At 63.8% G+C, this 24,214-nt stretch carries 27 protein-coding genes; 12 read left to right on the forward strand and 15 right to left on the reverse strand.

The features are described from left to right. Positions 1–25: 25 nt before the first annotated feature. A complete protein-coding gene (gene flgA, locus AUP43_RS10165; protein ID WP_067556154.1) occupies positions 26–1,045 on the forward strand; it encodes a flagellar basal body P-ring formation chaperone FlgA in 1,020 nt (339 codons plus the stop codon). Between the two features lie 34 nt (positions 1,046–1,079). Then, the gene (flgH, locus tag AUP43_RS10170) at positions 1,080–1,847 is read left to right on the forward strand and encodes a flagellar basal body L-ring protein FlgH (protein WP_067556157.1); all 768 of its coding nucleotides are present in this window, start codon (positions 1,080–1,082) and stop codon (positions 1,845–1,847) included. Between the two features lie 223 nt (positions 1,848–2,070). Here flgH and dksA read toward each other — a convergent pair whose 3' ends face one another. Both dksA and AUP43_RS10180 read right to left on the reverse strand, forming a co-directional pair. Beyond that, positions 2,071–2,493, reverse strand: a complete 423-nt coding sequence (gene dksA / locus AUP43_RS10175; RefSeq protein WP_067556160.1) for an RNA polymerase-binding protein DksA — start codon at positions 2,491–2,493, stop codon at positions 2,071–2,073. Positions 2,494–2,641: 148 nt separating this feature from the next. Next, on the reverse strand, positions 2,642–3,049 hold the full coding sequence (locus AUP43_RS10180) for a flagellar assembly protein FliX (RefSeq protein WP_067556163.1): 408 nt from the start codon (positions 3,047–3,049) through the stop codon (positions 2,642–2,644). A gap of 273 nt (positions 3,050–3,322) precedes the next feature. On the opposite strand from AUP43_RS10180, the gene AUP43_RS10185 reads away from it, so the two are divergent. From AUP43_RS10185 to AUP43_RS10195, 3 genes are read left to right on the forward strand one after another with little or no spacing between them, the layout of a single operon-like run. Next, positions 3,323–4,462 carry a flagellar basal body P-ring protein FlgI gene (locus tag AUP43_RS10185; RefSeq protein WP_084462709.1) on the forward strand — a complete coding sequence of 380 codons (1,140 nt, stop codon included), beginning with the start codon at positions 3,323–3,325 and terminating at the stop codon, positions 4,460–4,462. Further along, a complete protein-coding gene (locus AUP43_RS10190; protein WP_067556166.1) occupies positions 4,462–4,791 on the forward strand; it encodes a rod-binding protein in 330 nt (109 codons plus the stop codon). Before AUP43_RS10185 ends, AUP43_RS10190 begins: the two co-directional genes overlap by 1 nt. Continuing rightward, the gene (locus tag AUP43_RS10195) at positions 4,788–5,273 is read left to right on the forward strand and encodes a hypothetical protein (protein WP_067556169.1); all 486 of its coding nucleotides are present in this window, start codon (positions 4,788–4,790) and stop codon (positions 5,271–5,273) included. Before AUP43_RS10190 ends, AUP43_RS10195 begins: the two co-directional genes overlap by 4 nt. A gap of 82 nt (positions 5,274–5,355) precedes the next feature. Here the strand turns inward: AUP43_RS10195 and AUP43_RS10200 are convergent, their stop codons facing one another. The 10 genes from AUP43_RS10200 to AUP43_RS10245 all read right to left on the reverse strand — a co-directional run bounded on the left by AUP43_RS10200 (position 5,356) and on the right by AUP43_RS10245 (position 13,593). Further along, a complete protein-coding gene (locus AUP43_RS10200; RefSeq protein WP_067556172.1) occupies positions 5,356–5,865 on the reverse strand; it encodes a hypothetical protein in 510 nt (169 codons plus the stop codon). Positions 5,866–6,024: 159 nt separating this feature from the next. After that, positions 6,025–7,056, reverse strand: a complete 1,032-nt coding sequence (locus tag AUP43_RS10205) for a flagellin (RefSeq protein ID WP_067556175.1) — start codon at positions 7,054–7,056, stop codon at positions 6,025–6,027. A gap of 28 nt (positions 7,057–7,084) precedes the next feature. Further along, the gene (flgK, locus tag AUP43_RS10210) at positions 7,085–8,536 is read right to left on the reverse strand and encodes a flagellar hook-associated protein FlgK (protein WP_084462710.1); all 1,452 of its coding nucleotides are present in this window, start codon (positions 8,534–8,536) and stop codon (positions 7,085–7,087) included. A 155-nt stretch (positions 8,537–8,691) separates the two neighbouring features. Then, positions 8,692–9,513, reverse strand: coding sequence for a flagellin (locus AUP43_RS10215; RefSeq protein WP_067556181.1), 822 nt, complete (start codon positions 9,511–9,513; stop codon positions 8,692–8,694). A gap of 330 nt (positions 9,514–9,843) precedes the next feature. Then, positions 9,844–10,188 carry a flagellar biosynthesis regulator FlaF gene (flaF, locus tag AUP43_RS10220; protein WP_067556184.1) on the reverse strand — a complete coding sequence of 115 codons (345 nt, stop codon included), beginning with the start codon at positions 10,186–10,188 and terminating at the stop codon, positions 9,844–9,846. Between the two features lie 21 nt (positions 10,189–10,209). Continuing rightward, the gene (locus AUP43_RS10225; RefSeq protein ID WP_067556186.1) at positions 10,210–10,623 is read right to left on the reverse strand and encodes a flagellar biosynthesis repressor FlbT; all 414 of its coding nucleotides are present in this window, start codon (positions 10,621–10,623) and stop codon (positions 10,210–10,212) included. Positions 10,624–10,782: 159 nt separating this feature from the next. Further along, positions 10,783–11,217, reverse strand: coding sequence for a flagellar biosynthesis regulator FlaF (gene flaF, locus AUP43_RS10230; protein WP_067556189.1), 435 nt, complete (start codon positions 11,215–11,217; stop codon positions 10,783–10,785). Positions 11,218–11,228: 11 nt separating this feature from the next. Continuing rightward, positions 11,229–11,660, reverse strand: a complete 432-nt coding sequence (flbT, locus tag AUP43_RS10235) for a flagellar biosynthesis repressor FlbT (protein ID WP_067556192.1) — start codon at positions 11,658–11,660, stop codon at positions 11,229–11,231. Between the two features lie 89 nt (positions 11,661–11,749). Continuing rightward, positions 11,750–12,577 carry a flagellin gene (locus tag AUP43_RS10240; protein WP_067556196.1) on the reverse strand — a complete coding sequence of 276 codons (828 nt, stop codon included), beginning with the start codon at positions 12,575–12,577 and terminating at the stop codon, positions 11,750–11,752. A 194-nt stretch (positions 12,578–12,771) separates the two neighbouring features. After that, positions 12,772–13,593, reverse strand: coding sequence for an aspartate dehydrogenase (locus AUP43_RS10245; RefSeq protein ID WP_067556199.1), 822 nt, complete (start codon positions 13,591–13,593; stop codon positions 12,772–12,774). Between the two features lie 204 nt (positions 13,594–13,797). Here AUP43_RS10245 and AUP43_RS10250 point away from each other — a divergent pair, with 204 nt between their 5' ends. The 3 genes from AUP43_RS10250 (at position 13,798) to AUP43_RS10260 (ending at position 17,010) form a co-directional block, all read left to right on the forward strand. Further along, positions 13,798–14,772, forward strand: coding sequence for a tripartite tricarboxylate transporter substrate binding protein (locus AUP43_RS10250; RefSeq protein ID WP_067556202.1), 975 nt, complete (start codon positions 13,798–13,800; stop codon positions 14,770–14,772). A gap of 88 nt (positions 14,773–14,860) precedes the next feature. Continuing rightward, positions 14,861–15,343 carry a tripartite tricarboxylate transporter TctB family protein gene (locus AUP43_RS10255; protein WP_067556205.1) on the forward strand — a complete coding sequence of 161 codons (483 nt, stop codon included), beginning with the start codon at positions 14,861–14,863 and terminating at the stop codon, positions 15,341–15,343. Positions 15,344–15,360: 17 nt separating this feature from the next. Continuing rightward, entirely contained in the window at positions 15,361–17,010 is a 1,650-nt protein-coding gene (locus tag AUP43_RS10260) for a tripartite tricarboxylate transporter permease (protein ID WP_067556208.1), read from the forward strand. A gap of 40 nt (positions 17,011–17,050) precedes the next feature. Here AUP43_RS10260 and AUP43_RS19000 read toward each other — a convergent pair whose 3' ends face one another. Beyond that, positions 17,051–17,374, reverse strand: a complete 324-nt coding sequence (locus tag AUP43_RS19000; protein ID WP_157089307.1) for a hypothetical protein — start codon at positions 17,372–17,374, stop codon at positions 17,051–17,053. Positions 17,375–17,624: 250 nt separating this feature from the next. On the opposite strand from AUP43_RS19000, the gene AUP43_RS10270 reads away from it, so the two are divergent. Continuing rightward, entirely contained in the window at positions 17,625–19,259 is a 1,635-nt protein-coding gene (locus AUP43_RS10270) for a thiamine pyrophosphate-dependent enzyme (protein WP_067556215.1), read from the forward strand. Here AUP43_RS10270 and AUP43_RS10275 read toward each other — a convergent pair. Continuing rightward, positions 19,256–19,567 carry an MliC family protein gene (locus tag AUP43_RS10275; protein ID WP_067556218.1) on the reverse strand — a complete coding sequence of 104 codons (312 nt, stop codon included), beginning with the start codon at positions 19,565–19,567 and terminating at the stop codon, positions 19,256–19,258. The two genes, AUP43_RS10270 and AUP43_RS10275, sit on opposite strands and share 4 nt — an antisense overlap. A 267-nt stretch (positions 19,568–19,834) precedes the next feature. Between AUP43_RS10275 and AUP43_RS10280 the strand changes: the two genes are divergently transcribed. The 3 genes from AUP43_RS10280 to AUP43_RS10290 all read left to right on the forward strand — a co-directional run bounded on the left by AUP43_RS10280 (position 19,835) and on the right by AUP43_RS10290 (position 22,748). Then, positions 19,835–20,377, forward strand: coding sequence for a hypothetical protein (locus AUP43_RS10280; protein WP_198154874.1), 543 nt, complete (start codon positions 19,835–19,837; stop codon positions 20,375–20,377). Between the two features lie 16 nt (positions 20,378–20,393). Further along, entirely contained in the window at positions 20,394–22,079 is a 1,686-nt protein-coding gene (locus tag AUP43_RS10285; protein ID WP_067556223.1) for a methyl-accepting chemotaxis protein, read from the forward strand. A gap of 132 nt (positions 22,080–22,211) precedes the next feature. Next, complete coding sequence (locus AUP43_RS10290) at positions 22,212–22,748, forward strand: PAS domain-containing protein (RefSeq protein ID WP_198154875.1); 537 nt, start codon at positions 22,212–22,214, stop codon at positions 22,746–22,748. Here the strand turns inward: AUP43_RS10290 and AUP43_RS10295 are convergent. Then, the gene (locus AUP43_RS10295; RefSeq protein ID WP_157089308.1) at positions 22,745–23,986 is read right to left on the reverse strand and encodes a pyridoxal-phosphate-dependent aminotransferase family protein; all 1,242 of its coding nucleotides are present in this window, start codon (positions 23,984–23,986) and stop codon (positions 22,745–22,747) included. The two genes, AUP43_RS10290 and AUP43_RS10295, sit on opposite strands and share 4 nt — an antisense overlap. Positions 23,987–24,214 lie beyond the last annotated feature (228 nt).

The raw sequence follows: 24,214 nt of genomic DNA on the forward strand, positions 1-24,214 counted from the left end.
GCGATACCGGAGAAGGAGACCGATCATGCACCGCCATATCCGCCCCCTCGCCCTCGCCACGCTGCTGGCCGGACTCTCCGCCCTGCCCGCGCAGATCTCCGCGCAGGCCAGCCAGACCCTGGTTTCCACCGCCCGCGTTCCGGCGGCGGCGGCCGCGCTGCTGCCGGTCTCGCTGCAATCGACCAGCCTGGTCTATGGACGCAGCATCATGCTGGGCGACCTGTTCTCCGGGGTGGAGAGCGACCGCAATATCGAGGTCGACCGCGCCCCGCTGCCCGGCGAGCGCCGCATCTACACCGCCAGCACCTTGCAGCGCCTGGCGCAGAAGCACGGTCTGGAATGGCGGCCGAACAGCCCGCTGGACAAGGTCGCGGTGGAGCGCGCCAGCCTGGTGGTGCCGATGGAAGAGGTCGAGCGCGAGATGCGCCAGGCGCTGATCGATGCCGGCGCGCCGGCCGAAATCGAGGTGAATATCTACAATCGCGGCCTGCGGCTGCACATCGCCACCGACGCGCCGATGAACTTCGCCGTCGACCGGCTCTCCTTCGACAACCGCACCCAGCGCTTTCAGGCCGCCATCACCGCGCCGGCCGGCGACCCGGAGGCGCAGACCCAGCAGGTCAGCGGCCGGTTCTACAATCTGGTCTCGGTGCCGGTGCTGTCGCGCTCGATCCTGCCCGGCGACATCATCCAGGAACGCGACATCACCTGGAAGATGGTGCGCGCCGGTCAGTTGAACGGCGCCGTGGTCGGCCAGCCGGAGGAGATCGTCGGCACCATCCCGCGTCGGCCGATCCCGATAAATCAGCCCATCCGCACCACCGATGTAAAGCCGAACATCCTGGCCAAGCGCGGCGACAAGGTGACGTTGATCGCGGCCACCCCGACCATGCAGCTAACCGCCCTGGGCATCGCCCAGGAGAGCGGCGCCGAGGGAGACCTGATCCAGGTCATCAACAGCAGCAGCAAGAAAGCCGTGCGCGGCCGGGTGGTTGGCCCGAACACCGTCGAAGTGATTACCAACGGCCATGTGGCCCTGAACTGACAGCAACGCGACCGAGCATAAGGACCGTCCCATCATGACCCGCTCGACCTCCATTTTCGGCAAGACCGGCCTGCTGGCCTGCACCGCGCTGATCGCGCTCGGTCTGTCGGCCTGCAACACCGCCGACCGCCTCGCCAGTATCGGCGCAACGCCGGAGCTGTCCGGCATCGACAACCCGACCCACGCCAAGGGCTATACGCCGGTGAGCATGCCGATGCCAGCCACCCGGCCGCAGATCCGCCAGGCCAACTCGCTCTGGACCGTCGGCTCGCGCGCCTTCTTCAAGGACCAGCGCGCCAGCCAGGTCGGCGACATCATCACCGTGATCATCCAGATCGCCGACGATGCGCAATTGGAGAACACCACCCGGCGCACCCGCGCCAATACCGAGGATGCCGGGCTGACCGGTCTGTTCGGCCTGGAGGCGGAACTGGGCAAGGTGCTGCCGGACGCGGTCAATCCGGGCAATCTGCTGGGGCTGGAAAGCGGCAGCAGCAGCACCGGCGCCGGCACCATCAACCGCAGCGAGGACATTAATCTGCGCGTCGCCGCCGTCATCGTCCAGAAGCTGCCGAACGGCAACATGGTGCTGCGCGGCCGCCAGGAGGTCCGGGTGAATTACGAGGTGCGCGAGCTGGTCGTCGGCGGCGTGATCCGGCCAGAGGATATCAGCTCCACCAACACCATCGCCTATGACCGGCTGGCCGAGGCCCGCATCGCCTATGGCGGCCGCGGCCACATCACCGACGTGCAGCAGCCGCGCTACGGCCAGCAGGTGTTCGACATCATCATGCCGTTCTGATCAACCGGCATGAGGGCGGCAGAAGGGCCGCCCGCACAGAAGACATCCGGACGGTAGAAGGCCGTATCCGATGCAAACAGACCCGCAGAAGGCGGGTCAGCAGGGCCGCCCCCCGATGATGGGACACGGGGCGGCCCTTCTTCTTTCGGGCGGAAATCTCCCCCATCCCACTGGCCGCTTTGTCCGCTAAGCGAAAAGGCCGCCCGGTGGGGCGGCCTTTCTGTCAGTCGTCGCGGTGGGTGCGTTCCATTCGCTCGTGGCGTTCCTGGGCTTCCAGGCTGAGCGTGGCGATCGGCCGGGCTTCGAGGCGGCGCAGGCTGATCGGCTCGCCGGTCTCCTCGCAATAGCCGTAGGTGTCGTTGTCGATCCGCTCCAGCGCCGCATCAATCTTCGAGAGCAGTTTGCGCTCCCGGTCGCGCGTGCGCAGCTCGATGGCGTGGTCGGTTTCCAGCGAGGCCCGGTCGGCCATGTCGGGCTGCTGCAGATTTTCCTGGCTCAAATGGCTAAGCGTCAGGCCAGCCTCGGTGAGAATTTCGTGCCGCCATCGCAGCAGCTTCTGGCGGAAATATTCGCGCTGCATCGGATTCATGAAAGGCTCGTCTTCGGACGGCCGATAATCGGGCGGCAGCAAAGGCGATGCGGACATTACCTACTCCACACTGCGAGAATTTAAGCGCGCGGAGTATACGGAGCGAACCGATCTAGAACAAGGGCAAGTTTATCCCTCGCACAACCACACAAGCCATTGTAATTGTTATGAAACTTTTGAAATACCCAATATGGGCGGCAAAACCCTAGCCCGCCATGCCCAGTTTCGCGAGTTCCACCTTCACCCGCAGGTCGATCTCGTCGAGTATCTCGATCAGACCCGGATCCATGATCGCCTCGCGCTGCCGGTCGACCATCTGGGCAAGCTGATGCAGCCGCCCTTCGGGGATCGAACCCATCAGCAGCCCATGGCGGATTTCGTCGAGCCGGGACAGTAAATCCTCGCCATGCCGGCGGGCCCGGCGCTCGGGACGCTCATCGACTTCCTGCGCGGCCAGGAGAGAGTCGGCCTGGCGCACGCCGGAGACGCCGCGGGTATCGTCCGCCTCCTCCGACTCGCCGAGATGACGCGCGAACTCCGCCCCCCGGCCCTTGGTCTTATCGGCCTTTCGGGTGGCGTCGGTCCGCACGGTGCCTGTCTGGTTGACCTTCATCCGAGCTCCGTCTTTCCACAAAACTATATATCGTTATACCACCGATGGGTTCAACAACTTAGGGCCATTGCGGAACCCGGCAGGAATTGCCGTCCGGCGCCGCGCGGCAGGCAGTCTTTGCCCCGCCGGCCGCCCTGGCAACCGGCTTCTTCGCCGCCGGCCCGGCAAAAGCGCCGAAATGCGCCGGTTCGCCGGGATTTGCCGGTAGAATACGACTGGCACGGTTTTCGCTTTACCCTCACCGAACGATTTGTTCAGGCAGAGGAACACGATATGCCTCGACCGCTGACCCTTCTCATCCGCCGCGCCCTGTCGGCGCTTCTGATCGCCGGATTGGCGCTGTCTTCGCTGGCGCAGCCGGCCGAGGCCAATTCGCGCATCAAGGACATCGCCAATTTCGAGGGCGTGCGCGACAACATCCTGGTCGGCTACGGCCTGGTGGTCGGCCTGAACGGCACCGGCGACGATTTGCGGAAATCCGTCTTCACCCGCGAAAGCCTGGTCGGCATGCTGGAACGGCTGGGCGTGAACGCCCGCGACAACAGCCTGGAAGTCGACAATATCGCCGCCGTCATGGTGACCGCCGTGCTGCCGCCCTACTCCCGCCAGGGCACGCGCATCGACGTGAACATCTCCACCATTGGCGACGCCTCGAATTTGCAGGGCGGCACGCTGCTGGTCACCCCGATGATCGCCGCCGATGGCGAGGTCTATGCCGTGGCCCAGGGCCCGGTCGCGGTTTCCGGCTTCAGCGCCCAGGGCGCCGCCGCCTCGGTGACCCGGGGCGTGCCGACCGCCGGCCGCATCGCCAACGGCGCCATTGTCGAGCGCGAGGTCGCGTTCCAGATGGCGCAGATGGAATCGGTCAATATCTCGCTGCGCAACCCCGACTTCACCACCGCGCGGCGCATCGCCCAGGCGGTGAACGCCTTCATCGGCCAGCCCATCGCCCAGCCGGTCGATCCCGGCACAGTGCGCATGGCGGTGCCGTCCAACTACACCAACAACGCGGTCGGGCTGATCACCGACATCGAGCAGTTGCGCGTCTCGCCGGACTCCATCGCCAAGGTGGTCATCGACGAGAAATCCGGCGTGATCGTGATGGGCGAGAATGTGCGCATCAACACCGTCGCCATCGCCCAGGGCAATCTGACGATCCGGGTGACGGAAACGCCGCAGGTCTCGCAGCCCAACCCGTTCAGCCAGGGCGGCCAGACCGCCGTGGTGCCGCGCACGCAGATCGAGATCGACGACAGCGCCGATCGCCGCCTCAGCGTCATGTCCTCCGGCGTCACGTTGCAGGACCTGGTCTCCGGCCTGAACGCGCTGGGGGTCGGTCCGCGCGACATGATCTCCATCCTGCAGGCGATCAAGGCCGCCGGCGCGCTGCAAGCCGATATCGAGGTGATCTAATGAGCGCCGTCTCCTCCGCCGCCTTCGACAACGCCTTTGCCACGGTCGACCGGGCCGGCGCCCAGGCGCCGTCGCTGAACGGCAAGATGAGCCCGGAGAAAGCCCGCAAGGCGGCCGAGGATTTCGAGGCGGTGTTCATCTCCGAAATGCTGAAGCCGATGTTCGAGGGGCTGTCGACCGACGGCATGTTCGGCGGCGGCCCGGCGGAAGGCATCTGGCGCTCGATGATGATCCAGGAAGTGGGCAAGTCGATCGCGCAGAAGGGCGGGCTGGGACTCGCCAACCATATCCAAGCTGAAATGTTGAGGATGCAGGAGGCCAAATCATGAATGCCGCATTCGCCGCCATGACGCTGGCGCAGGAAGCCCCGGCGCTGCCGGTTTCGCTGGCCAGCTTCAACAACGCCATCGACCGGCTGTTCGACGTGCTGACGCGCGAGACGCAATGCATCGAACAACGCCGGATCAAGGAGATCGGGGTGCTCCAGGACGAAAAGAACCTGGTTTCCAACGATTATGTGAAGCTGCATCGCGCGCTGCACGAGAATCCGGCGCCGATCCGCGCGCTGCCGGAGGAAGAGCGCCGGCAGCTCGGCCAGCGCATGGTCGCCCTACAGGACATGCTGGGCCGCAACATGATCGCCCTGGCCAGCGCCGTCGAAGCCGGCGAGCGCGTGTTCCAGGTAATCAAAAACGCCGTCCAGAGCAAGCGGGCCGAAACCGGCGGCTACACCGCCAGCGGCCAGTTCAGCTATGGCGTCAGCACCCCGAAGCACGAGACCGTGTCGGTCGCCATCGACAAGCAGATCTGACCGCCCGCCCTCGCACAGACAAAAGCCTGGAAGCACGATGCTTCCAGGCTTTTTCCATTATAGCGCCAGGCTTGGCGGAGAATCAGGTTTCCAGGCTGAGCAATCGGCCCGGCGTCCTGGCGTCCCCAAGGGAGGGCGGTGTCGTGACCGACGGGGCGCCAGACCCGGCCGGCCCGGCCGACCGGCTCGCCGCCTCCTCGCCATCGCGCGACAAGGCCCGGGGGGCCGTCGGCGTGGGCGGCGCGTCATCGGCCTGCGGCGGCGCGCTGCCGCTCGGACCGTTATCCCGCACATCCTGGAATAGCTGATAAAGCTCCACCGCTCTCTCGCGCGGGAACTGGCGTTCGGTATCGCCCGTCTCGAATGCGCGGATCTCGAAAAACAGCGTGCTGGTGTTGCTGTCGAACCGGATGACCGGGCTGAGATAGCCATTGCCCCAGACCCGCGGCCCCGCTGCCTCGGTCGGCCGGGGGGTCAGGTCGCGGTCCGGCAGCGGTGCGCGCGAGACAGCGGAAAGGTCAGCCTTTTCCGAAGCGACCGGCGATACGCCAGCGGTTCGATCAAAGGCCAAACGAATGCTGTCCACGATCATCGGCTCGCCTTTCCGCGTCTCATGGTTAAAATTCTATTTAATTATGCAGCAAATCAGAAAAAATAAAAGAGGGCGACGAGCGCCCTCTCTTTGCTGCCATCGTCCGGCCTGCCCCCAAGAGCGGCCCCAGGGCTGCCCTTGGGGGGCAGGCGCACGCGGTTAGATGAAGTTCACCAGCGACAGGTTGGAGAGCTGCGCCGTGACCTGATAGGAGGCTTGCAGCTGAACCTGGAGCCGCTGGAATTCCGTGATCGCCTCGTATACGTCGGCATCCTGAATGTCCGACATGCCCTGGACCAGGATGTCGATGGTCTTCTCATGGCCGATCCGTGTGTCCTCCAGCTTCTGCCGGCGGATGCCGAGCTGGCCGACGAGCTGGTTGGTCTGATCGAACCCCTGCTCGACGAAAACGCGGGCGTCGGTGAAGGAATCGTCGAATTCGGTGGCCGAGGTCTGGTTCAGCTCGTCATAGCGATCCACCGACATTGAGGTCATCAGGAACCCCTTGAAGGTTTCCCGGAAGGCCGCATTGTCAGCGGTCAGCCCGTAATCCATCTCCTGGTTTTCGTCGATCCGGGCAGTGACCGTGTCGCTGGAGCCGGAAGCGTAATAGCCCGCAGCACCGGCCGGATTGATGCCGAGATAGGTGTCGATCGCCGCCTCGATATCGGCCGCGGTCACCGGCGTGCCCGGCGGGAAGCCGTCGGCGGTCAACTGCGCCTCGACCGCCGCGATCATGTCGTCGGCGGTCATGTCGATGGGCTTGGTGTCGAATTCATAGCCGGAGAACAGGTAGCGTCCCTCGAACTGCGCGTTCAGCGCGCTGATCGTGGTGTTGATCGCCTCCTCCGCGCCGGTCATGACGTTCTGGCGCACCGAGGCATCGCCCATGAAGGCGCGGGTGGAGAAATTGTCGGCCCGGACCTGCTGGGCGATATCGGTCACCGAGGTCATGGAGGCGTCCATTATGGTGGCCCGCCGCTCGGCCGCCTGGATGGTGGCCATGAAGGTTTCCAACCCGCTCCTGGCCCGGTCGAAATCCAGCAGCTTCTTCGAATCGCCGCCGAGACCGCTGAAGACGTTGGATTTGTAGCCGGTGCTGATCTGCTGTTCAGCAATCTGCAGCCGCGCCTGCGTCTGCAGCGTCTGGGTGCGGGTCAGAAGGCTCTGCGCGAGATTTGCAACCCTCATGGTTCGTCTCCCCGGTCTATCCGGCTAATTAACGGTTGATCGACAGCAGCTCGTCGAAGGCCTGGGTGATGGTGGACACCACCCGGGCCGAAGCGGCATAGGCCGTCTGGAGCTGGATCAAGGTCGAGATTTCCTCGTCGATATTCACGCCGCTCTCGTTCTTCAGGCGCTGGTCGAGCGACAGGTTCAGCCCCTGCTCGAAACTGAGCTGCGCCTGGGTATTGGCGCGCTGCACGCCCTGGAAGGAGACAATGCCGGCGGCGTAGCTTTGCAGCGTCACCCCGGTGCCGGTGCCCAGCGTCAGGCCGCCCGGCTCGGTCGTGGTGAAGGCCCGCGTCGCGTTGAACGCGTCGATGATGCCTTCGATGATCGTGGTGTCGCCGATATTGGCGCTCTCTGTCGGCACGGCGACCACGTCTGACCCTTCGCGCAGGCGCCAGGGCTCGTCGATAATGTCCTGGTTCAGCGTCAGGCGCTGCGACAGGCCGACCACGTTTACATCGCCGGCGCCGCGCGCGAAGGTGGCGCCGTTATCCTGGAACAGCTCCACGCCGGTGGCCTGGAACATCTCGGTCATGGTGGCGGCCATTTCGTCGAGCTGGCCCTGCGCCTGCACCAGGCGCTGGTCGCGAAGCTCCAGCAAGCCGCCGATCTTGCCCGAGCTGATCTCGCCGGTAATGTCCACGCCGTTCAGCGTGACGCCGCCCAGAACGCCAGGATAGCGGGCGTTGGGGTCCATGCCGCCGGTGGTGTCGAAGCTAAGCTGGAAATCCTCGTACTCGACCAGATAGCGGCTGCTCTCGGTCATCAGCACCAGCTTGCCGTCGCTGCGCTCGAAATATTTGATGCCGATATTCTCGGCCACCTTCCGCACTTCGATGTCGCGCAGATCCTCCACGTCGGCCGTGCTCCTGCCCTGAGCTTTGAGGCGGGCGATATCGTCGTTCAGCTCGGCAATCTTCGCCAGCGCCGCATTGGTCTCCTCGACCGCCGTGGCGATGTCGGCATCGGTGCGTTCCCGCAACTCCTGAACCTGGTCCGACATCGCGCCCAGCCCGTCGATCAGCGACTGCGCCTTATCCAGCACGGCCTGCTGGGCGGTCAGATTCTCCGGGTTCGCGTAGAGCTGCTCGAAAGAATTGCGCAGCGTGTTCAACTGACCGGCGATGGAGGTGTTCTCGTTCGGCTTGCCGAAGCCCAACTCCAGTTCGGACAGCACGGTGTCGACAACCTGCAGCTTGGATTGCAGCGAGGTGGAATTCTCCAGCTCGCGGCGCAGCCCCTCATCCACCTGGCGGCGCACCTCGGCAAGCGCCGCGCCGGCGCCCTGGCCGCGATAGACGACGTTCAGCTGCTCCGCGACCTTGCGCGTATAGCCTTCGGTGTTCGCGTTGGAGATGTTGCGGGAGACGATGTCCATCCCGCCCTGCGAGACGCGCAGGCCGCTTAATGCGTTTTGAAGGGCAATATTCAAACTCATCGCTCGGCACTCCCCAATCGGGTCTTATCGATACCAAGCAAAAGCCGGGCCATGTCCGCGTTTCCGCCAGCGCCGGGGATCGCAGGTATAAATACCGACGACCCGGCGTCAGACGTGACTTGGGAGGAAATCGACATGGCCGGTGCCTAGGGGTCTTAGCCCTGGAACAGCTGCAGGATGACCTGCGGCCGCTGGTTGGCGATGCTCAGCGTCTGCGTGCCGAGCTGCTGCTTCACCTGGATGGCCTGAAGCCTGGCCGATTCCTTGGCCAGGTCGGCATCGACGATGTCGCCCAGGCCGGTGGTGGTGGCGTCGTTCAACACGCCGATGAACTCGTCCTGGAAATTCACCGTGCGGGTATCCGCGCCGAGATTGCCGAGCGCCGTGTTCACGATGGAGATGTAGGCGTTGATCTCGACCAGCGCCAAAGCGGCGTTGGACGGGGTGTCGAGATCGGTATTCGCCGCCAGATCGGCCTGGCCGGTGGCGAGGTCATTGCCGCGCACCCGCAAGGTGGAGCCGTCGATGTTGCTGATGACGTTGATGTCGACGCCGCCGCTGAGCAGGTTACGGTCGTTGTAGCTGGAATTCTCGATCTGGCGCGAGATCGTATTGATGAGCTGGACATAGTCGGCCGCCAGGATCTGCTGCTGGGCAGAGGTGTTCGCGGGGTTCATGCCCTCGATCACCTTCTTCTTGATGTCGGCCATCAGGTCGGAAATCTTCGTGGCGCCGGCGACCGCGACGGTCAGCACGCCCTTCGCGTTGGCGATGCCCTGCGACACCGCCTCGTAGGATTTCAGATCGCCGCGGATGCCCTGGGCGATCGAGAAGCTGGAGGCGTCGTCGACCGCGCCCGTAACCTTCAAGCCGGTCGAAATCCGGTCCTGAACCTTGTCCAGCTCGCGGTTCGTCGTATTCAGCGACTGCAGCGCAACGAGCGCCGAGGTGTTCGTGTTAATCGAATTCACTGGCATATCACAAACTCCCAAGTCGAATGCCAAAACCCATGGCCGCTAAGGAGCAAGCACGATGCCAGTTCGCAAAGAATCATCTATCCATATGATTTAATTGACTTTATTTCGCCAATTCCTGGCTGAGGTCAGCAATTCGGCATGTTCAACCCATTCCCTGGGGCAATAATTGCCGGGCCCTTTCGGCAAATGTGCCTAGCGCGCCCTGTAAGCGCCTAAAGGCCTGAAACGACGAAAAGCCCGACCTATGATGCGGTCGGGCCCGTGGGCAAAGAAAAAGCCCGGCCTGCGAGGGCCGGGCTTGGGAAGAATGAGCATTCGGATGGCGGGAACTCAGCGAAGCCCTTCCATGATGATGGTGTTGACCTCGATCAGCGACTTCACGTCGCTGACGCTATCCATCACCCGGTAAGTCTCCTGCGTTACCCAGATGCCGATGCCGATCAGGGAATCGCGCAGCTGGTCGGGCAGTTGATTGTCATTGTCCCGAACTTCGATGACGAAATTATCCCAGACCTTCTTGTTCCACAGCAACGCATCTATCAGCTTCTTCTTGTCGTCCGGGGTGCGGTCGGCCGCCATCAGCGCCGCGGTGACATTGCCCAGCAACCGATGCTCGGCCGTGCGCGGCGTCTGCGTGACGTGCGTTACCTTTTGATAGGCATTATAGCCGTACATATATCCCCCGCTCCCGCGCCGTTACTGAGCGACGGCGCCGTCCTGCAGAATGTTCGATTCGAACAACATCAGCGCCCGACAAGCCTCCAGCGCCTCGCTGTAACGGCCGCTTTCGACGCATTTCAGGATCGTCATCAGGCCCTGGCGCACTTCGCGAATTTCGCAGCCGCGCAGAAATTCGATCATGCGGTCCATGAAGGGAATGTAATAGGTGCGATAGGCGCCCGGATTGATGTGCATCGACAGCAGCATCAGATAAATGCGCTTGGCCGGCGTGGTGGCCTGCTCCTCGGTGAGGATATGATCCTCGGTCAGCAGCGAAGCGGTGGAGTCCAGTTTCAGGCTGCTGCCGTTATCGTCGATTTTCACGACCGCGCCGTTGATGATGAAAGTGCGACCCGGCTCAATGGCGACGCTTTGGGTTTCGCTATGCATGACAAAGTCCCTCTCTGGGATCGCCGCCATCCCTGGCGGGCGATCTGTTTTACATCATACTCCCACCGGGTTTTCCCCACCAGCCGCATAGGCTAGGGGGATAGGCCGGTTAGGTCGAGAGAATGCAATAACGAGGCCAGATTGGTTTTTTGTTTTAGATCAGGAGCTTATTGACGTTTTGCCGATAGAGGTCGGGTCGACTGGCGCTGCAGAAACTGCCGGGGCAGGTTCCGTCGTTGCCGTCTTCAGGCCCTGCATGATGATCTGGTTGATCTCGATAAGCGCCTGGCAATCGGTCGTCTTGTCGAGCACCGAGCGCACTTCCCGGGAGACCCAGACGCCGACATTCACCAGCGCGGTGCGGGTTTCCTTCGGCAAGCGGTTTTCCTCATGCACCAGGTCGAGCAGCAGATGATCCCATATCTGCTTGTTCCACAGCACCGCCTCGATGCGCGCCTTCTGACCCTCCATGGAGTCCTTCTTTTCCGCATCGATCATGGCAGCGGTCACCATGCCGAGCAGCCGGTATTCGAGCGCGCGGGGGTTTTCAATCGCCGCGTTGGCGCGCTGATAGGCCGCGTAGCTGTTCACCATGACACCGATCCTCAACCCTTGCTGCGCGCCAGCTCGGTCTGGCCGGCCTCGGCAGGCATTTTCATAAGCTCTTCTTCGAATTTCATCAGCGCCTTGCACGCCTTCAAGGCCGGGAAGAAACGACGTTCCTGGACATCGCGGAACATGACCATCAGCGTGTCGCGCACCTGTGGCAAGGTGGTGCTGCGCATCAGCTCGATCATCCGGTCCATGTATTCGTTGTAGTAGTTCTGATAATTATCCTGATCTAAGTACATAAGCATTAAGGAGAAGTAAATTCGGCGCACCGGGGTGTTGGCCTCCTCCTGCTGCATAATGTCTTTTTCACGCAGGAAGGTGGCTTGATTCTGCAGCACGATGTAGGAGGCCCCCTCGCCCATCGTGATCACCGCGCCGTTGATGACGATTTTCTCACCCGGCTTGATATTGATTTTCAAAGCCATGACGCGCTTCCGAGTTCCGTGCTGCGATGCGGGCAAACAAAAAGGGTGGGACCTTTCGGTCCCACCCTTGGAGAATATCAGACTTCCGGTTAACGGAACAGGCTGAGCAGCACCGAGGGGCGCTGGTTGGCGATGCCGAGGGACTGCGAGGCCAGCTGCTGCTGGATCTGCAGAGCCTGCAAGCGGGCCGATTCCTTCGCCAGGTCGGCGTCGACGATGGAACCCAGACCGACCTCGACGGCGTCGGAGATCTTGCCGATGAACTCGTCCTGGAACTTCAGGCGGCGGGTGTCGGCGCCGATATTGCCCAGGGCGGTGTTCACTTCACTGATGAAGGTATCCAGGTCGCCCAGCGTGGTGATCGCGGCGGCGGCGGTCGACACGTCGGCGGCGCCGGAGAAGGTCTCCAGATCGTCGATCAGGTTGTTGGCGCGAATGGTGATGGTCGAACCGTCGATGTCCGAGATCACGTTCGTGTCGGTGGCGTCCGAGGCCAGGATATTGTTGCCCTGGAACTCGGCCTGGTTGATGAAGGCGCGGGCCTGGACCAGCAACTGGTTGAAGTCGTCGGTCAGGATGTCGCGCTGCGCGGTGGTCAGAGCGGCGTTGGCCAGCTCGGTCACCTTCTTCTTGATGTCGCCCGTCAGGTCGGACAGCGCGGTAGCGCCCGCTTCCGCAACGGTCAGCACGCCGACCGCGTTGGCAATACCCTGGGAGACCGCTTCATACGCCTTCAACTCGCCGCGCAGGCCCTGCGCGATCGAGAAGCTCGACGCGTCGTCGACAGCGCCCGTGACCTTGAAACCGGTCGAAACGCGGTTCTGAACCGTGTCCAGGCGGTTGTTGATGCTGTTGAGGTTCTGCAGCGCGACCATCGCGCCGGGATTGGTATTGATCGAATTTGCACCAGCAGGCATAGCGAAGATCCTTCTTCTAAGGGCTCAATCGGTTCACAGCAGCGCAATCGTTTTGATTTGCGTAAAATGCTGTCTATCTCGACACTACCCCTGCCCACTCCCTGTGTCAACAAATTCTGCAAAAAAAGCCGAAAATTTTAGATAAATATTTTCTCGCTTCCCTTAGGGATAAATTATCCTTTTATATTAAGGTATTATGTACCGACCCGCTGGGTCTGGACCAGGCCGCGCAGGCAGGCAATGGCGCTCAGCGCGGTGATTTTGCCGGTCTTCGGGTTCTCTTCCGTGGGCACGTTTTCGATGCTCAGCGTGAAGCGCGCGCTGTCCGCTTCCACCTCGATCCGGTGGGTATTGCGGGTCACGGCGGGATCCGCCCAGATTTGCAGCCGGGTGCGATCCGGCCCGATCCCGGCCAGGCTCAGCGCGGCGGCCACGTTTACATTGGCGGGAAATCCCTTGGCGCCGTCACGGGCGGAGCCGTCGAACACCTTCTTGGCCTCGTTCAGCCCCTCCAGCGAGATGCCGTTCTCGACCAGATAGGGCGCTCCCTCCAGCCCGCGCGGCGGCTTGCGGGTCACCATGGTGACGCTCTCGATGGCGCCCTCGGCGGCGGCGCGCACGGCGTCCAGCCCGAGCAGCGCGCCGGTCGGCACGACGATCCGTCCCCCGCTCTCCTCGGCCAGCGGCTTCAGATGCTCATGCACCAGAAGCTGGCCGACACTGAGCGGCACGAAGATGCGGCCGGCCCGCAGCGCCGGCTCCGCGATCCGCAGGAAAACGGCGGAGGGCGCGCACTCCACGACGATGTCGGCCACCCCCGCCAGTTCCTCCAGCGGCAGCACCGGCACCGGCCTGGCGAATCCGGCCATCTTGGCTTCCGCCTTCGCCACGTCGCGCGCGGAAATCGCGGCCAGTTCCAGCCCCGCGATGCCGGCATCGATACGGGCGGCCAGGGCATGGCCGATGGCGCCGAAACCGCCGATGGCGACACGCAGGGAAGCACGGGGTGTAGACATGATTTTCTCTTTCTGAGCCGTCGGACTGGTCAAATCGTAGGTGATGGCCTACCTTCCCCGACGGATTGTTGTCCAGACTTATAACATCCCGCCCCGCCGGGAGAGGACGACTGAGGAATTGCAAGCCTGCAAACCTGCCTGCTAAAGAGCGGGAGAGCATGGGCGTTTTTCCCATAACCAAGAGGACACAGCAGGGAGTCCGAAATGCAAAAGCAGACCCTTCTTTCGACCGCGGCCGCAGCCTTCATGGCCGTCGCCGCCTTTCTTCCCGCCAGCAGCCAGGCCGCCGCGCCGACTTGCTCGACCGCGCAGCTCATCGTTCCCTGGGGTGCCGGCGGCGATACCGACATCGTTTTCCGCACCTTCGTCGACGCCATCAACAAGAGCGGCGTGAAGCCCGAGCTGCAGGTCGTGAATATCGGCGGCCAGGGCGGCAATCGCGGCGCGGCCGAGGCCCGCAAGGCGGCCCCCGACGGCTGCACGCTGGTCGCCATCCATGAAAGCGCGATCACCAGCTATCTGACCGGCCGCGTCGATTTCACCACCGACGCCTTCGAGCCGGTGTCGCTGGTCACCTACACGCCGTCGATCATCGGCGCCTACGCCAAGGCCCCCTTCAAGAGCATGCAGGAGCTGATCGCCGCGGCGAAGAAAGAGCCGAAGAGCATCACCGCCGGCGTGACCCTGGGGTCGACCAGCCACTTCATCTTCCTGCTGATCGAGGACGCGACCGGCACGGAGTTCCGCTACGTCTCCTACGAAGGCACGCGCGAGCGCAACACCGCCCTGCTGGCCGGCAACGTGCTGCTGGGCGAAAGCAACATCCTGACCGCCAAGCAGTACCTCTCCGAAGGCTCCATGCAGGCGCTGGCCATCGCCACCGAACAGCGCGACGAGCAGCTGCCCCAGGTGCCGACGCTGAAGGAGCTGGGCATTCCGGTCACCTATGGCCTAGCGCGCGGCGTCATGGCGCCGAAGGGCACCCCGGCCGATATCATCAAGTTCTGGGAAGAAGTCTTCGCCAAGGCCGCCAAGGATCCGGGCGTGACCAAGGCGATCACCGGCGCCAGCTCCACCGTCATGTACAAGAATGCCGCTGATTACGCGGCGTTCCTGAAAAGCTCCTATGCCGAGCATGAGCGCCTGGCGATCAAGATCGGCATGTACAAGAAGCCGTAAAGGCGCGACGACCTAAAGCGAGGCAAGAGCCGCAGGGAACCCTTCCCTGCGGCCTTGTCTATTGGCAGTACCCGTTGCCGGTAGAACCATGAACCGTCTCAATCGCGATACCATCACAGCCATCGTGCTGCTTCTGGTCTGCGGCGCCTGCTTCTGGCAGACCTTCTATATTCGTGAAATTCCGTTCTCCACCATGGGCTCGGAGGTCTGGCCGCGCTTCGCGCTGGCGATGATGTTCGTGCTGGTGTCGATCTATCTGGTGCAGTCCATCGCCTCCCCGCCGCCGCGGGTCGAGGGCGAGCGGCGCAGCGTTAGGGCGTGGGTCTCCAGCTATAGCAGCGCCTTGTGGTGCTTCGGGATGTTCTTCCTGTTCGTGCTGGTCATGCCCTATCTCGGCATGTTGCTGAGCGGCATCCTGTTCGTATTCGTCACCCAGACGGTTATCGGCCGGCGCGACCCGCGCAGCCTGGCGATCCATTTGGTCGTGGCGCTGGTCGCTGTCGGCGGCATGTGGGCGATCTTCCGCTACGGGCTCGGCGTGGCGCTGCCCGTCGGCTCGCTGTTCCGCTAAGGGGGGAGAGAAAAGCGATGCTTGAAAATCTCCTCACCGCCTTCGGCGATGTCTTCGCCCTGCATAATTTGGCGCTGATGGCCGGCGGCGTGGCCTGCGGCCTGATCGCCGGCTCCATCCCCGGCTTCACCATCACCATGGCGGTGGTGCTGACATTGCCCTTCACCTTCGGCATGAGCCCCGTCGAGGGTCTGTCGACCATGCTGGGCGTCTATGTCGGCGGCCTGACCGGCGGCATGTTCGCCTCCGCGCTGATCGGCATTCCCGGCACGCCATCGGCCATATCCACAACGTTCGACGGCTTCCCGATGGCCCGCAAGGGCCGGCCCGGGCTGGCGCTGGGCCTGGGGCTGTGGTCGTCCTTCATGGCCGGCATCCTGTCCGCCATCGTGCTGGTCTTCATGGCCCCCACCCTGGCCGCCATCGGCCTTGAGTTCGGGCCGTGGGATTATTTCACCCTGGTCTGCTTCGCGCTGACCATCGCCGCCAGCCTGTCCGACGGCGCGCTGATCAAGGGCCTGATCGCCGGCGTGTTCGGCATGGTCGTCGCCGCTATCGGCGAGGACGCCATCAACGGCGCGGAGCGGATGACCTTCGGCATTGACACATGGCGGTCGGGTTTCGACTTCCTGCCGGTGCTGATCGGCCTGTTCGCCTTCAGCCAACTGCTGTCCGATTTGCGCGACAAGGAGGCCGCGAAGAAGCCCATGCTGTCCGGCAAGCACGCCGTGGTGCGCATGGAGCATCTGGAATCGATCCGGCTGAATTTCGTGCATTGGATTACCGTCGTGCGCGCCTCGGCCATCGGCCTGTTCATCGGCCTGCTGCCGGCGGCGGGCAGCTCGATCTCCAACATCCTGGCCTATGACCAGGAGAAGAAGGCCTCCAAGCATCCGGAGAAGTTCGGCACCGGCGTGCCGGAAGGCGTGATCGCCTCGGAAGCGTCGAACAACGCCACCGCTGGCGGGGCGCTGATCATGATGATGGCGCTCGGCATTCCCGGCGACGCCGTGACCGCCGTGATGCTGGGGGCGCTGACAATCCACAATATCGCGCCCAGCCCCACCTTCATCTCGACCCAGCCGAAGCTGGCCTACGCCATCATGGTCGCCTATTTCCTGGCGAACTTCATGACGCTGGCCATGACCTCCGGCTGCCTCAGGGTGTTCATGCTGGTCACCCGGGTGCCGCTTTACATTTTGAGCGTGGTGATCCTGGGCTATTGCGCCATCGGCGTGTTCACGCTGAACAACGTCATCTCCGACATCTGGACCCTGCTGCTGTTCGGCGTCATCGGCTTCGTCATGCAGCAGCGCGGCTTCCCGCTGACGCCGATGGTGCTGGGCGTGGTGCTGGGGCCTGTGGCGGAGCTGAACCTGTCGCGCGCCATCGCCACCAGCGACGATCTCACCTTGTTCGTCACCCGCCCCTGGGCGTTGTTCTTCGTGCTGATGGCGGTGTTCTCGGTGTTCTTCCCGCTCTATCAGAAGGCGCGGGAACGGGGCCAGCGCTGGTCGCTCTATTACGGGGCTGCCTTCATGGCCTCCGTGGCGGTGCCGCTGATCATGATGGGCGGCTGGTTCCGCACCGGGCTGGGCATAGCGCTGCTGCTGGGCGCGGCCGCGCTGGCCTGGCGGCGCAGCCGGCATACGCTCACGGCAAGCTGACGCGAACAGGCCGGCGGTATCCCCGCCGGCCTTTTTCGTCTCAGTCGGTCAGGACAACGCAGCCGAACACGCCGGGGATCTGCGCGATGCAGCGGCCGACATAATGCGCATGATCGGAATCGCGCATCATCGCCTCGGCCTCGACTTCCAGCCGCTCGCCCTCTTCGGCGGCGACGCGGCGGCTCAGCCAGCGCTCGGGCACCAGGCTGCGCTTGGCGAAATGCTCCAGCACGCGCGGCAACATGCCGGGGTCGACTTCGGCGGAGAGGCGGAAATGGGCGAGAACGGGATCGGCTTCGACGGTCGCTTCGGCAGCGTAGGGGTTAGCGACAGGAGCCTGGGACGAGACAAGAAGAACGGACATGAGATGCACTTCCAATAGCATGGGACCAAGACGAATCAATCAGACCCGGCGTCTCGACAGACGCCGGGGCGATAATTCGAATCGCGATCCCGAAGCTCTTATGCATCATGGAAAGAATATTACCCAGGCGTCTCCGCGCCGTCAACGCCGGAAAAGGCCCTCGCATGGCTGCTTTCCGCAATGCAGCCTTGCCTTCATGTCAGTCCCGCCTTAAGCCGGAACCAAACGCACATAATACAGGACCATCCAGATGCCGAACGCCGCCCAATCGCTGGTCTCCATTCTCCACCGCAACGGGATCGACCGCGTGTTCTGCGTGCCGGGCGAAAGCTATCTCGGCATCATGGACGCGCTGCTGGAATCGCCCATCGACGTGGTGACCGCGCGGCACGAGGCCAGCGCGGGCTTCATGGCCATCGCCGATGCCCGCCTCACCGGCCGGCCCGGCGTCTATGCCGTCAGCCGCGGGCCGGGGGCGACCAACGCCTCCATCGCCATCCACACCGCCGAGCAGGACGCCGTGCCGCTGATCCTGATCATCGGCCAGATCGAGAAGAAGGATCTGCGGCGCGAGGCGTTCCAGGAGATCGATTACGGCCGCATGTTCGGCGGCATCGCCAAATGGGTCGCCGAGGCCATCGATGCGACGCAGATTCCCGAGCTGACGGCCAAGGCGGTGCGCATCGCCACCAGCGGCACGCCCGGCCCGGTCGTGCTGGTGATCCCGGAGGATCTGCAATTCCCCGAGGCGCCGATGCCGACCGAAGTGGTGCAGCAGCGCCGCCCCGCCATCCCCGCCCCGGCCGACATCGCCGATGTGCGCGCCCTACTGGAGCAGGCGAAGCGGCCGCTGATCATAGCCGGCGGCGGGCTAGATGTGCCGGGCGGGCGCGAGGCGCTGCTGGGCTTCGCGGAGGCCTGGAACATCCCGGTCGCGGTCAGCTTCCGCCGGCAGGATCTGTTCCCCAACGCCCACCGGCTCTATGCCGGCGATCTCGGCCTGGCCAATCCGAAAAAGCAGATCGACGCCTTCCAGGAGGCCGACCTGATCCTGGCGCTGGGCACCCGCCTGGGCGACATCACGACGCAGAATTACAGCTTCCCGGACTATCCCAAGCCGCGCCAGAAGCTGGTGCATTGCCATGACGACACCCGCATCATCGGCCAGCATTTCATCGCCGAGGTCGGCATCGCGGCCGCGCCCACCGCGCTGATCGCGGCGCTGGACAATGCCAAGCCGGCCAGCGAAGCCGCCTGGACCGAGCGGCTGCGCGGCCTCTATGCCGACTATGCCGCCTGGAAGCCGAAGCAGGCCGCCGACGGCGTGGTGTTCGGCAATGTGGTCGACGCGCTGAACGGCATCCTGGCCGAGGACGGCATCATCGTCGCCGATGCCGGCACCTTCGCCAGCCATGTCTATCGCCATGTGCCGTTCCACTACCCGCAGCGCCTGCTGGCGCCGATTGCCGGCGCGATGGGCTATGGCATGCCTGCGGCCGTGGCCGCCTCGCTGCGCCATCCGGACCGGCAGGTGATCTGTCTGGTTGGCGATGGCGGCTTCCTGATGACCGGCTCGGAGCTGATCACCGCCATCGCGGGCAAGCTGCCGGTGCTGGTGATCGTCTCGAACAACAATAGCTACGCCTCGATTCGCATCCATCAGGAGAAGCATTATCCCGGCCGGGTGGTGGCGACCGACCTGGTGAATCCGGATTTCATCGCCTTGGCCAAGGCCTATGGCGCATCGACCTTCAAGATCGAGCGCGACGCCGACATCGCCCCGGTGTTGCGCCAGGCGCTGGACACGCCCGGCCCGCGCTTCATCGAGGTTCAGGCCAGCCTGGAGGTCTATCTGCCGGCCGTGAAGGCCAGCGCCGCCGACTAAGGCCAGTTCTGCGCCACGCAATCGGCCGCGAGCACGCTTTCCGGCTCCAACCGCGACAGCGTGCCCTCGCGCCCCTTGGTCCACCATTGATGGCCGCCGCCGACATAGCGCGCGCCACTGACGGAGCGCGCCGTCTGCATCGCATAGCTCTGGCCGGCGAAGGCAATGCGCGCCGCTTCGCCGTCATAAAAGGCGGAAACCTCCTGCCCATCAGCGCAGCGATACCATACGGCCGGCGTGGGCGGATCGTTGGCACAACCGACCAGCAACCCGACGAAAACAGCGAAAACAAAATAAATTTTTTGCATCCCACACCCTTAAATTTAAGCTTTGAACGAATCTACGCTTGTAGCCAAACGACTGAAAACTTTGCCTAAAACTAAATGGAAATTATGCATATATAGGAAATATCCATATTTTTCAGACCCCTAGTTACCACTGGTTAAGAAGTTAGAGAGGGTTTGTTAACCATTCTCTTGCATGGTCCGGGTTGAGACCAATGCCGGAGGATGGTTATGCGCACGCTTCTCTCATTGATTTTACTCAGCCTGCTTCTCGTTCAAGGACCGCGCCCGGTGGCCGCGCAGGCGCCTGCCGAAATAACGCCCGAACTGATCGAAATGATGCGCGACATCGCCGCACATCCGGTGGTGCTGATATCGGTGCGGGCGCAGAACGAGCGCCACAAGGACATCCCGCAGGCACAGATCGACGCGCTGGACAAGCAATGGGTCGAGCAGCGCAAATCCGACAATCAGCCGCTGATCGCGCAGATCATGGGCGCGCCGCTTTCCTCCTACCTGATCCGCAAGATGGCGGAATCGCGCGGCCTGTTCATCGAGATGTTCGTCATGGACAATAAGGGGCTGAATGTCGGCCAGAGCAGCATCACCGGCGATTTCTGGCAGGGCGACGAGGGCAAGTACCAGAAGACCTTCCTGGTCGGCCCGGACGCTGTGTTCATCGACGAGATCACCGTCGACAAGAAAACCGGCATGCAATCCCAGCAAGTCAATTTCACCCTGATCGATCCCGATACCAAACAGCCGATCGGCGCCATGACGGTCGAGGTCGATCTGGGTCAGCTCGCGCTGCGCAAGCAGCTTGCCGCCCGCTGAGCGACGGAGAATGCACATGAACGCTTTCAGCAATCTGCGGATTTCCGGCAAGCTGTCGGTCGCCTTCGCCGCCATCATCGTGATCATGCTGGCGGTCAGCGGTGTTACCGTGTGGCAGGTGTTCTTCATTGAGGACGCCAACCGCCAGACCGCCCATACCTATGAAGTTCTCGACACCGCCAACGAGCTGCAGGAAGCGATCCTGGACCAGGAAAGCAGCGTGCGCGGCTATCTGATCAGCGGCGATCCGGCCTACCTCGCCCCCTACCGAACCAGCGAACAGCGCTATGAAGAGAAGCTGGCCCGGCTGCGCGAGCTTATCGCCGGCGACCCGGCGCACACTGCCCGACTGAATACGATGGAGCAAATCTATCGCGAATGGCGGCAAACGGTGATCAGCCGCGAAATCAAGCTGATGCAGCATATGGACACGGTGGAGGAAGCGCGCGCGCTGGCCGCCAGCGGCATCGGCAAGCAATACACCACGCGCCTGCGCGAGCTGGACCATCAGTTCCAGCAGGTCGAACTGACCGTTCTGGCCGACCGCCAGGCCAACCAGGCCGCCGCCTTTCGCACCACCTACATGGTCAGCGCCGCCGGCACCGTGCTGGCGCTCATCGTCGCCATCCTGCTCGCCATGCTACTGACGCGCAGCATCGCCTCGCCGATCGGCGCGATGACCCAGGCGATGACGCGGCTCGCCTCGGGCGACAAGAGCGTCGCCATACCCGCGGTCGGCCGGCGCGACGAGGTCGGCTCCATGGCGGAATCAGTTCAGGTCTTCAAGGACAATATGATCCGCAACGAGGAACTCGCCGCCGCCGCCGCCAGGCAGCAGCAGGAGCGCAACGCCCGCGCCGCCCGGGTGGAGGAGCTGACCGATCGGTTCCGCAACGCCGTGCAGACATTGTTGCAGACCGTCTCGCACTCGGCCTCGGACATGCAGGCGACCGCGCACTCCATGTCGGAGACTGCCAGCCGCACCACCGAGCGCGCGACCGCCGTGGCCGCCGCCGCCGAGGAAGCGTCGCAGAATGTGAACGCCGTCTCCGCCGCCGCCGAGGAACTGGCGCAATCGATCGCCGAGATCAGCCGCCAGGTGCTGCAATCGAGCGAGTTGGCGGCGACCGCCAGCCGCGAGGCGGAGGAGACCAACCAGGTCGTCAGCGAGCTGGCGGAAGCCGCCACGCGCATCGGCGAGGTTGTCAGCCTGATCAACGACATTGCCGAACAGACCAACCTGCTGGCGCTGAACGCCACCATCGAGGCGGCCCGCGCCGGCGATGCCGGCAAGGGCTTCGCCGTCGTGGCGTCGGAGGTGAAGAATCTGGCCAACCAGACCGCGAAGGCGACCGAGGATATCGCCGGCCAGATCGGCGCGATCCAGACCACCACCGGCTCCGCCGTCGAGGCGATCCGCCGCATCGCCGGCCGCATCACCGACATTAACGGCATCGCCGCCATGGTCGCCGCCGCGGTCGAGGAGCAGCAGGCGGCCACGGCGGAGATCGCCCGCAATGTCGAGCAGGCCGCCGCCGGCGCCAACGAGGTCTCCGCCAATATCGGCGAGGTCAGTTCGGCGGCGCAGATGACCGGCAACTCGGCCGGCATGGTGCTCACCTCCTCCACCGATCTCGGCCATAAGGCCGATGCGTTGAAAGACCAGATCGAGACTTTCCTCACCGATGTGAAAGCAGCCTAACTAACAGACATTTCAATCATCTAGATGAAGGCTCGGCGCGCAATCGCCGAGCCTTCCGCTTGTCCTCACCGCGCCGGCGGGGCTACATTCGCCAAGGAAACGGACATTTGCACGCGGGCGAAAGGGCAAGTGGTGGCTGATGCAACCTCGACACCGCCATCAGAGATATTGCTGGCCGTCTGGAGACGACAGCGCCAGATCAAGGGCCGGCTGCCGGACCGGCAGGACATCGACCCGCTGGATCTCGGAAAGCAGGTGCTTCCGCGCATCGCCATTGTCGAGCTGGTGCCGGGCGGCCGCCTGCGCTTCCGCCTCTGCGGCTCGGAGCTGGCGCGCTTCGCCGGGCTGGATCTTACCGGCTGCTTTGTCGACGAGCTGAATCCCAACAAGGACTACGCCGACTATATCACCGACCTGTACATGCTGGCCCGGCGGACCCGGCTGCCAGTGCTCTCTAGCTGCCAGTTTCGCGGCAGCCACGATCTGGCGCAGGGCACGACGACGCGGCTGATCTGCCCGCTCGCCTATGATGGCGAGAATGTCGACCATTTCTTCACAGTGCAGAGCTTCGGCCAGACCAGCGGCATCCCCGGCACGGTCACCATGACCTATGCCGAGGGCTTCCAGCCTGGCCTGACCCGCGTGATCGAAGACGGCGAGGCGCTTTAGGCCACCCGGCTGATCGGGCCGGCCACCGGCGCCGCCACGGCGGCGGCCTTCTTGCGCGCCTCGGCCAGACTGCGGATCGCCGCGTCGATGCCGCCGCGCTGGTAGGGAATATCCAGATAGGCCAGCGTGGTCTCGACCGCCGACAGGGTGCCCAGGATCATCGGCTCGTTCAGATCACCCATATGGCCGATGCGGAACGCCTTGCCCTGCAGCTTGCCCAGCCCGCCGCCCAACGCGGTCTGGAACACGTCGCGCGCGGTTTCGCGCAGCAGCACGGCATCGACGCCCTCGGCGGTGAGGATGGTGGTGACGCCGTTCGAGCGTTCGGCCGGGTTGATCGCGTTGAAGGACAGCGCCCCCGCCTCGGTCCACACCGACACGCAGTCGCGCACGGCATCGGCCAGCATCTGATGGCGGCGGAAGATATTCTCCAGCCCCTCCTCGAAGATCATGTCGAGCGCTTCGCGCATTGCGAACATGTGATGCTCGGGCGCGGTGCCGCAGAATTTGCGGTAGCCCTCGGATTGCAGACGCGCGCCCCAATCCCAGTAGCGGCGCGGCGCGGTCGCAGTGCGATGCGCCTCCACGGCGCGCGGGCCGGCGGCGACGACGCCCAGGCCCGGCGGCACCATCAAGCCCTTCTGCGAAGCGGAGACGGCGACGTCCACGCCCCATTCATCCATGCGGAAATCGACCGTGCCCAGCGAGGCGATGGTATCGACCATCAGCAGCGCCGGATGGCCCACGCTGTCGATCGCCTTGCGCACCGCCTGCACGTCGGCGGTGATGCCGACGGCGGTGTCGGTATGAACCAGCAGGACGGCCTTGATCTCCTGCGCCTTGTCGGCGGCCAGCGCCTCGGCCACCTTGGCCGGGTCCATGGCGCGGCGCCAATCGTTCGGAATTTCCTGCACCGACGCGCCGAAGGCGGTCGCCACGTCGCGCCAGCCGCCGGAGAAATTGCCGGTTTCCGGCACCAGCAGCTTGTCGCCCGCGCTCAGCACATTCGCCAGCGCGGCTTCCCAGGCGCCGTGACCGTTGGTGATATAGACGAAAATCTCGCCATTCTTCGTCTGGAACACCTTCTTCAGATCGTCGAAGCAGCTATTCACCAGTTCGAGGAAATCCGGATCGTTCAGATCGACCGCCGGACGATGCATGGCGTTGAGCACACGGTCGGGCACATTGGTCGGTCCGGGCGTGCTGAGGAAGCCCCGGCCTCTTTTCACCTGCATCATCGTTCCTTGTCCGGTCTGCTGTCGTGGGCGCGCCTGCTGCCTCGCAGACGGGGACAAGAGTGGAACATTTTCTAGCCCTGTCCGGTCAAGCACTTTCTCACCTTTTACTGATGAAAAGCAGCCCCGTACCAGATGCATGGCGCTGAATCGCCCCGGCAAGGGGAAGAGGGGTGTTGCAGCTTGGCGAGGGAAGCTGGCCGGGACGGCGCCGCCTCCCCTCACCCAGCT

Origin of the sequence: Oceanibaculum pacificum (genome assembly GCF_001618175.1) — a bacterium.
GTDB lineage: Bacteria > Pseudomonadota > Alphaproteobacteria > Oceanibaculales > Oceanibaculaceae > Oceanibaculum > Oceanibaculum pacificum.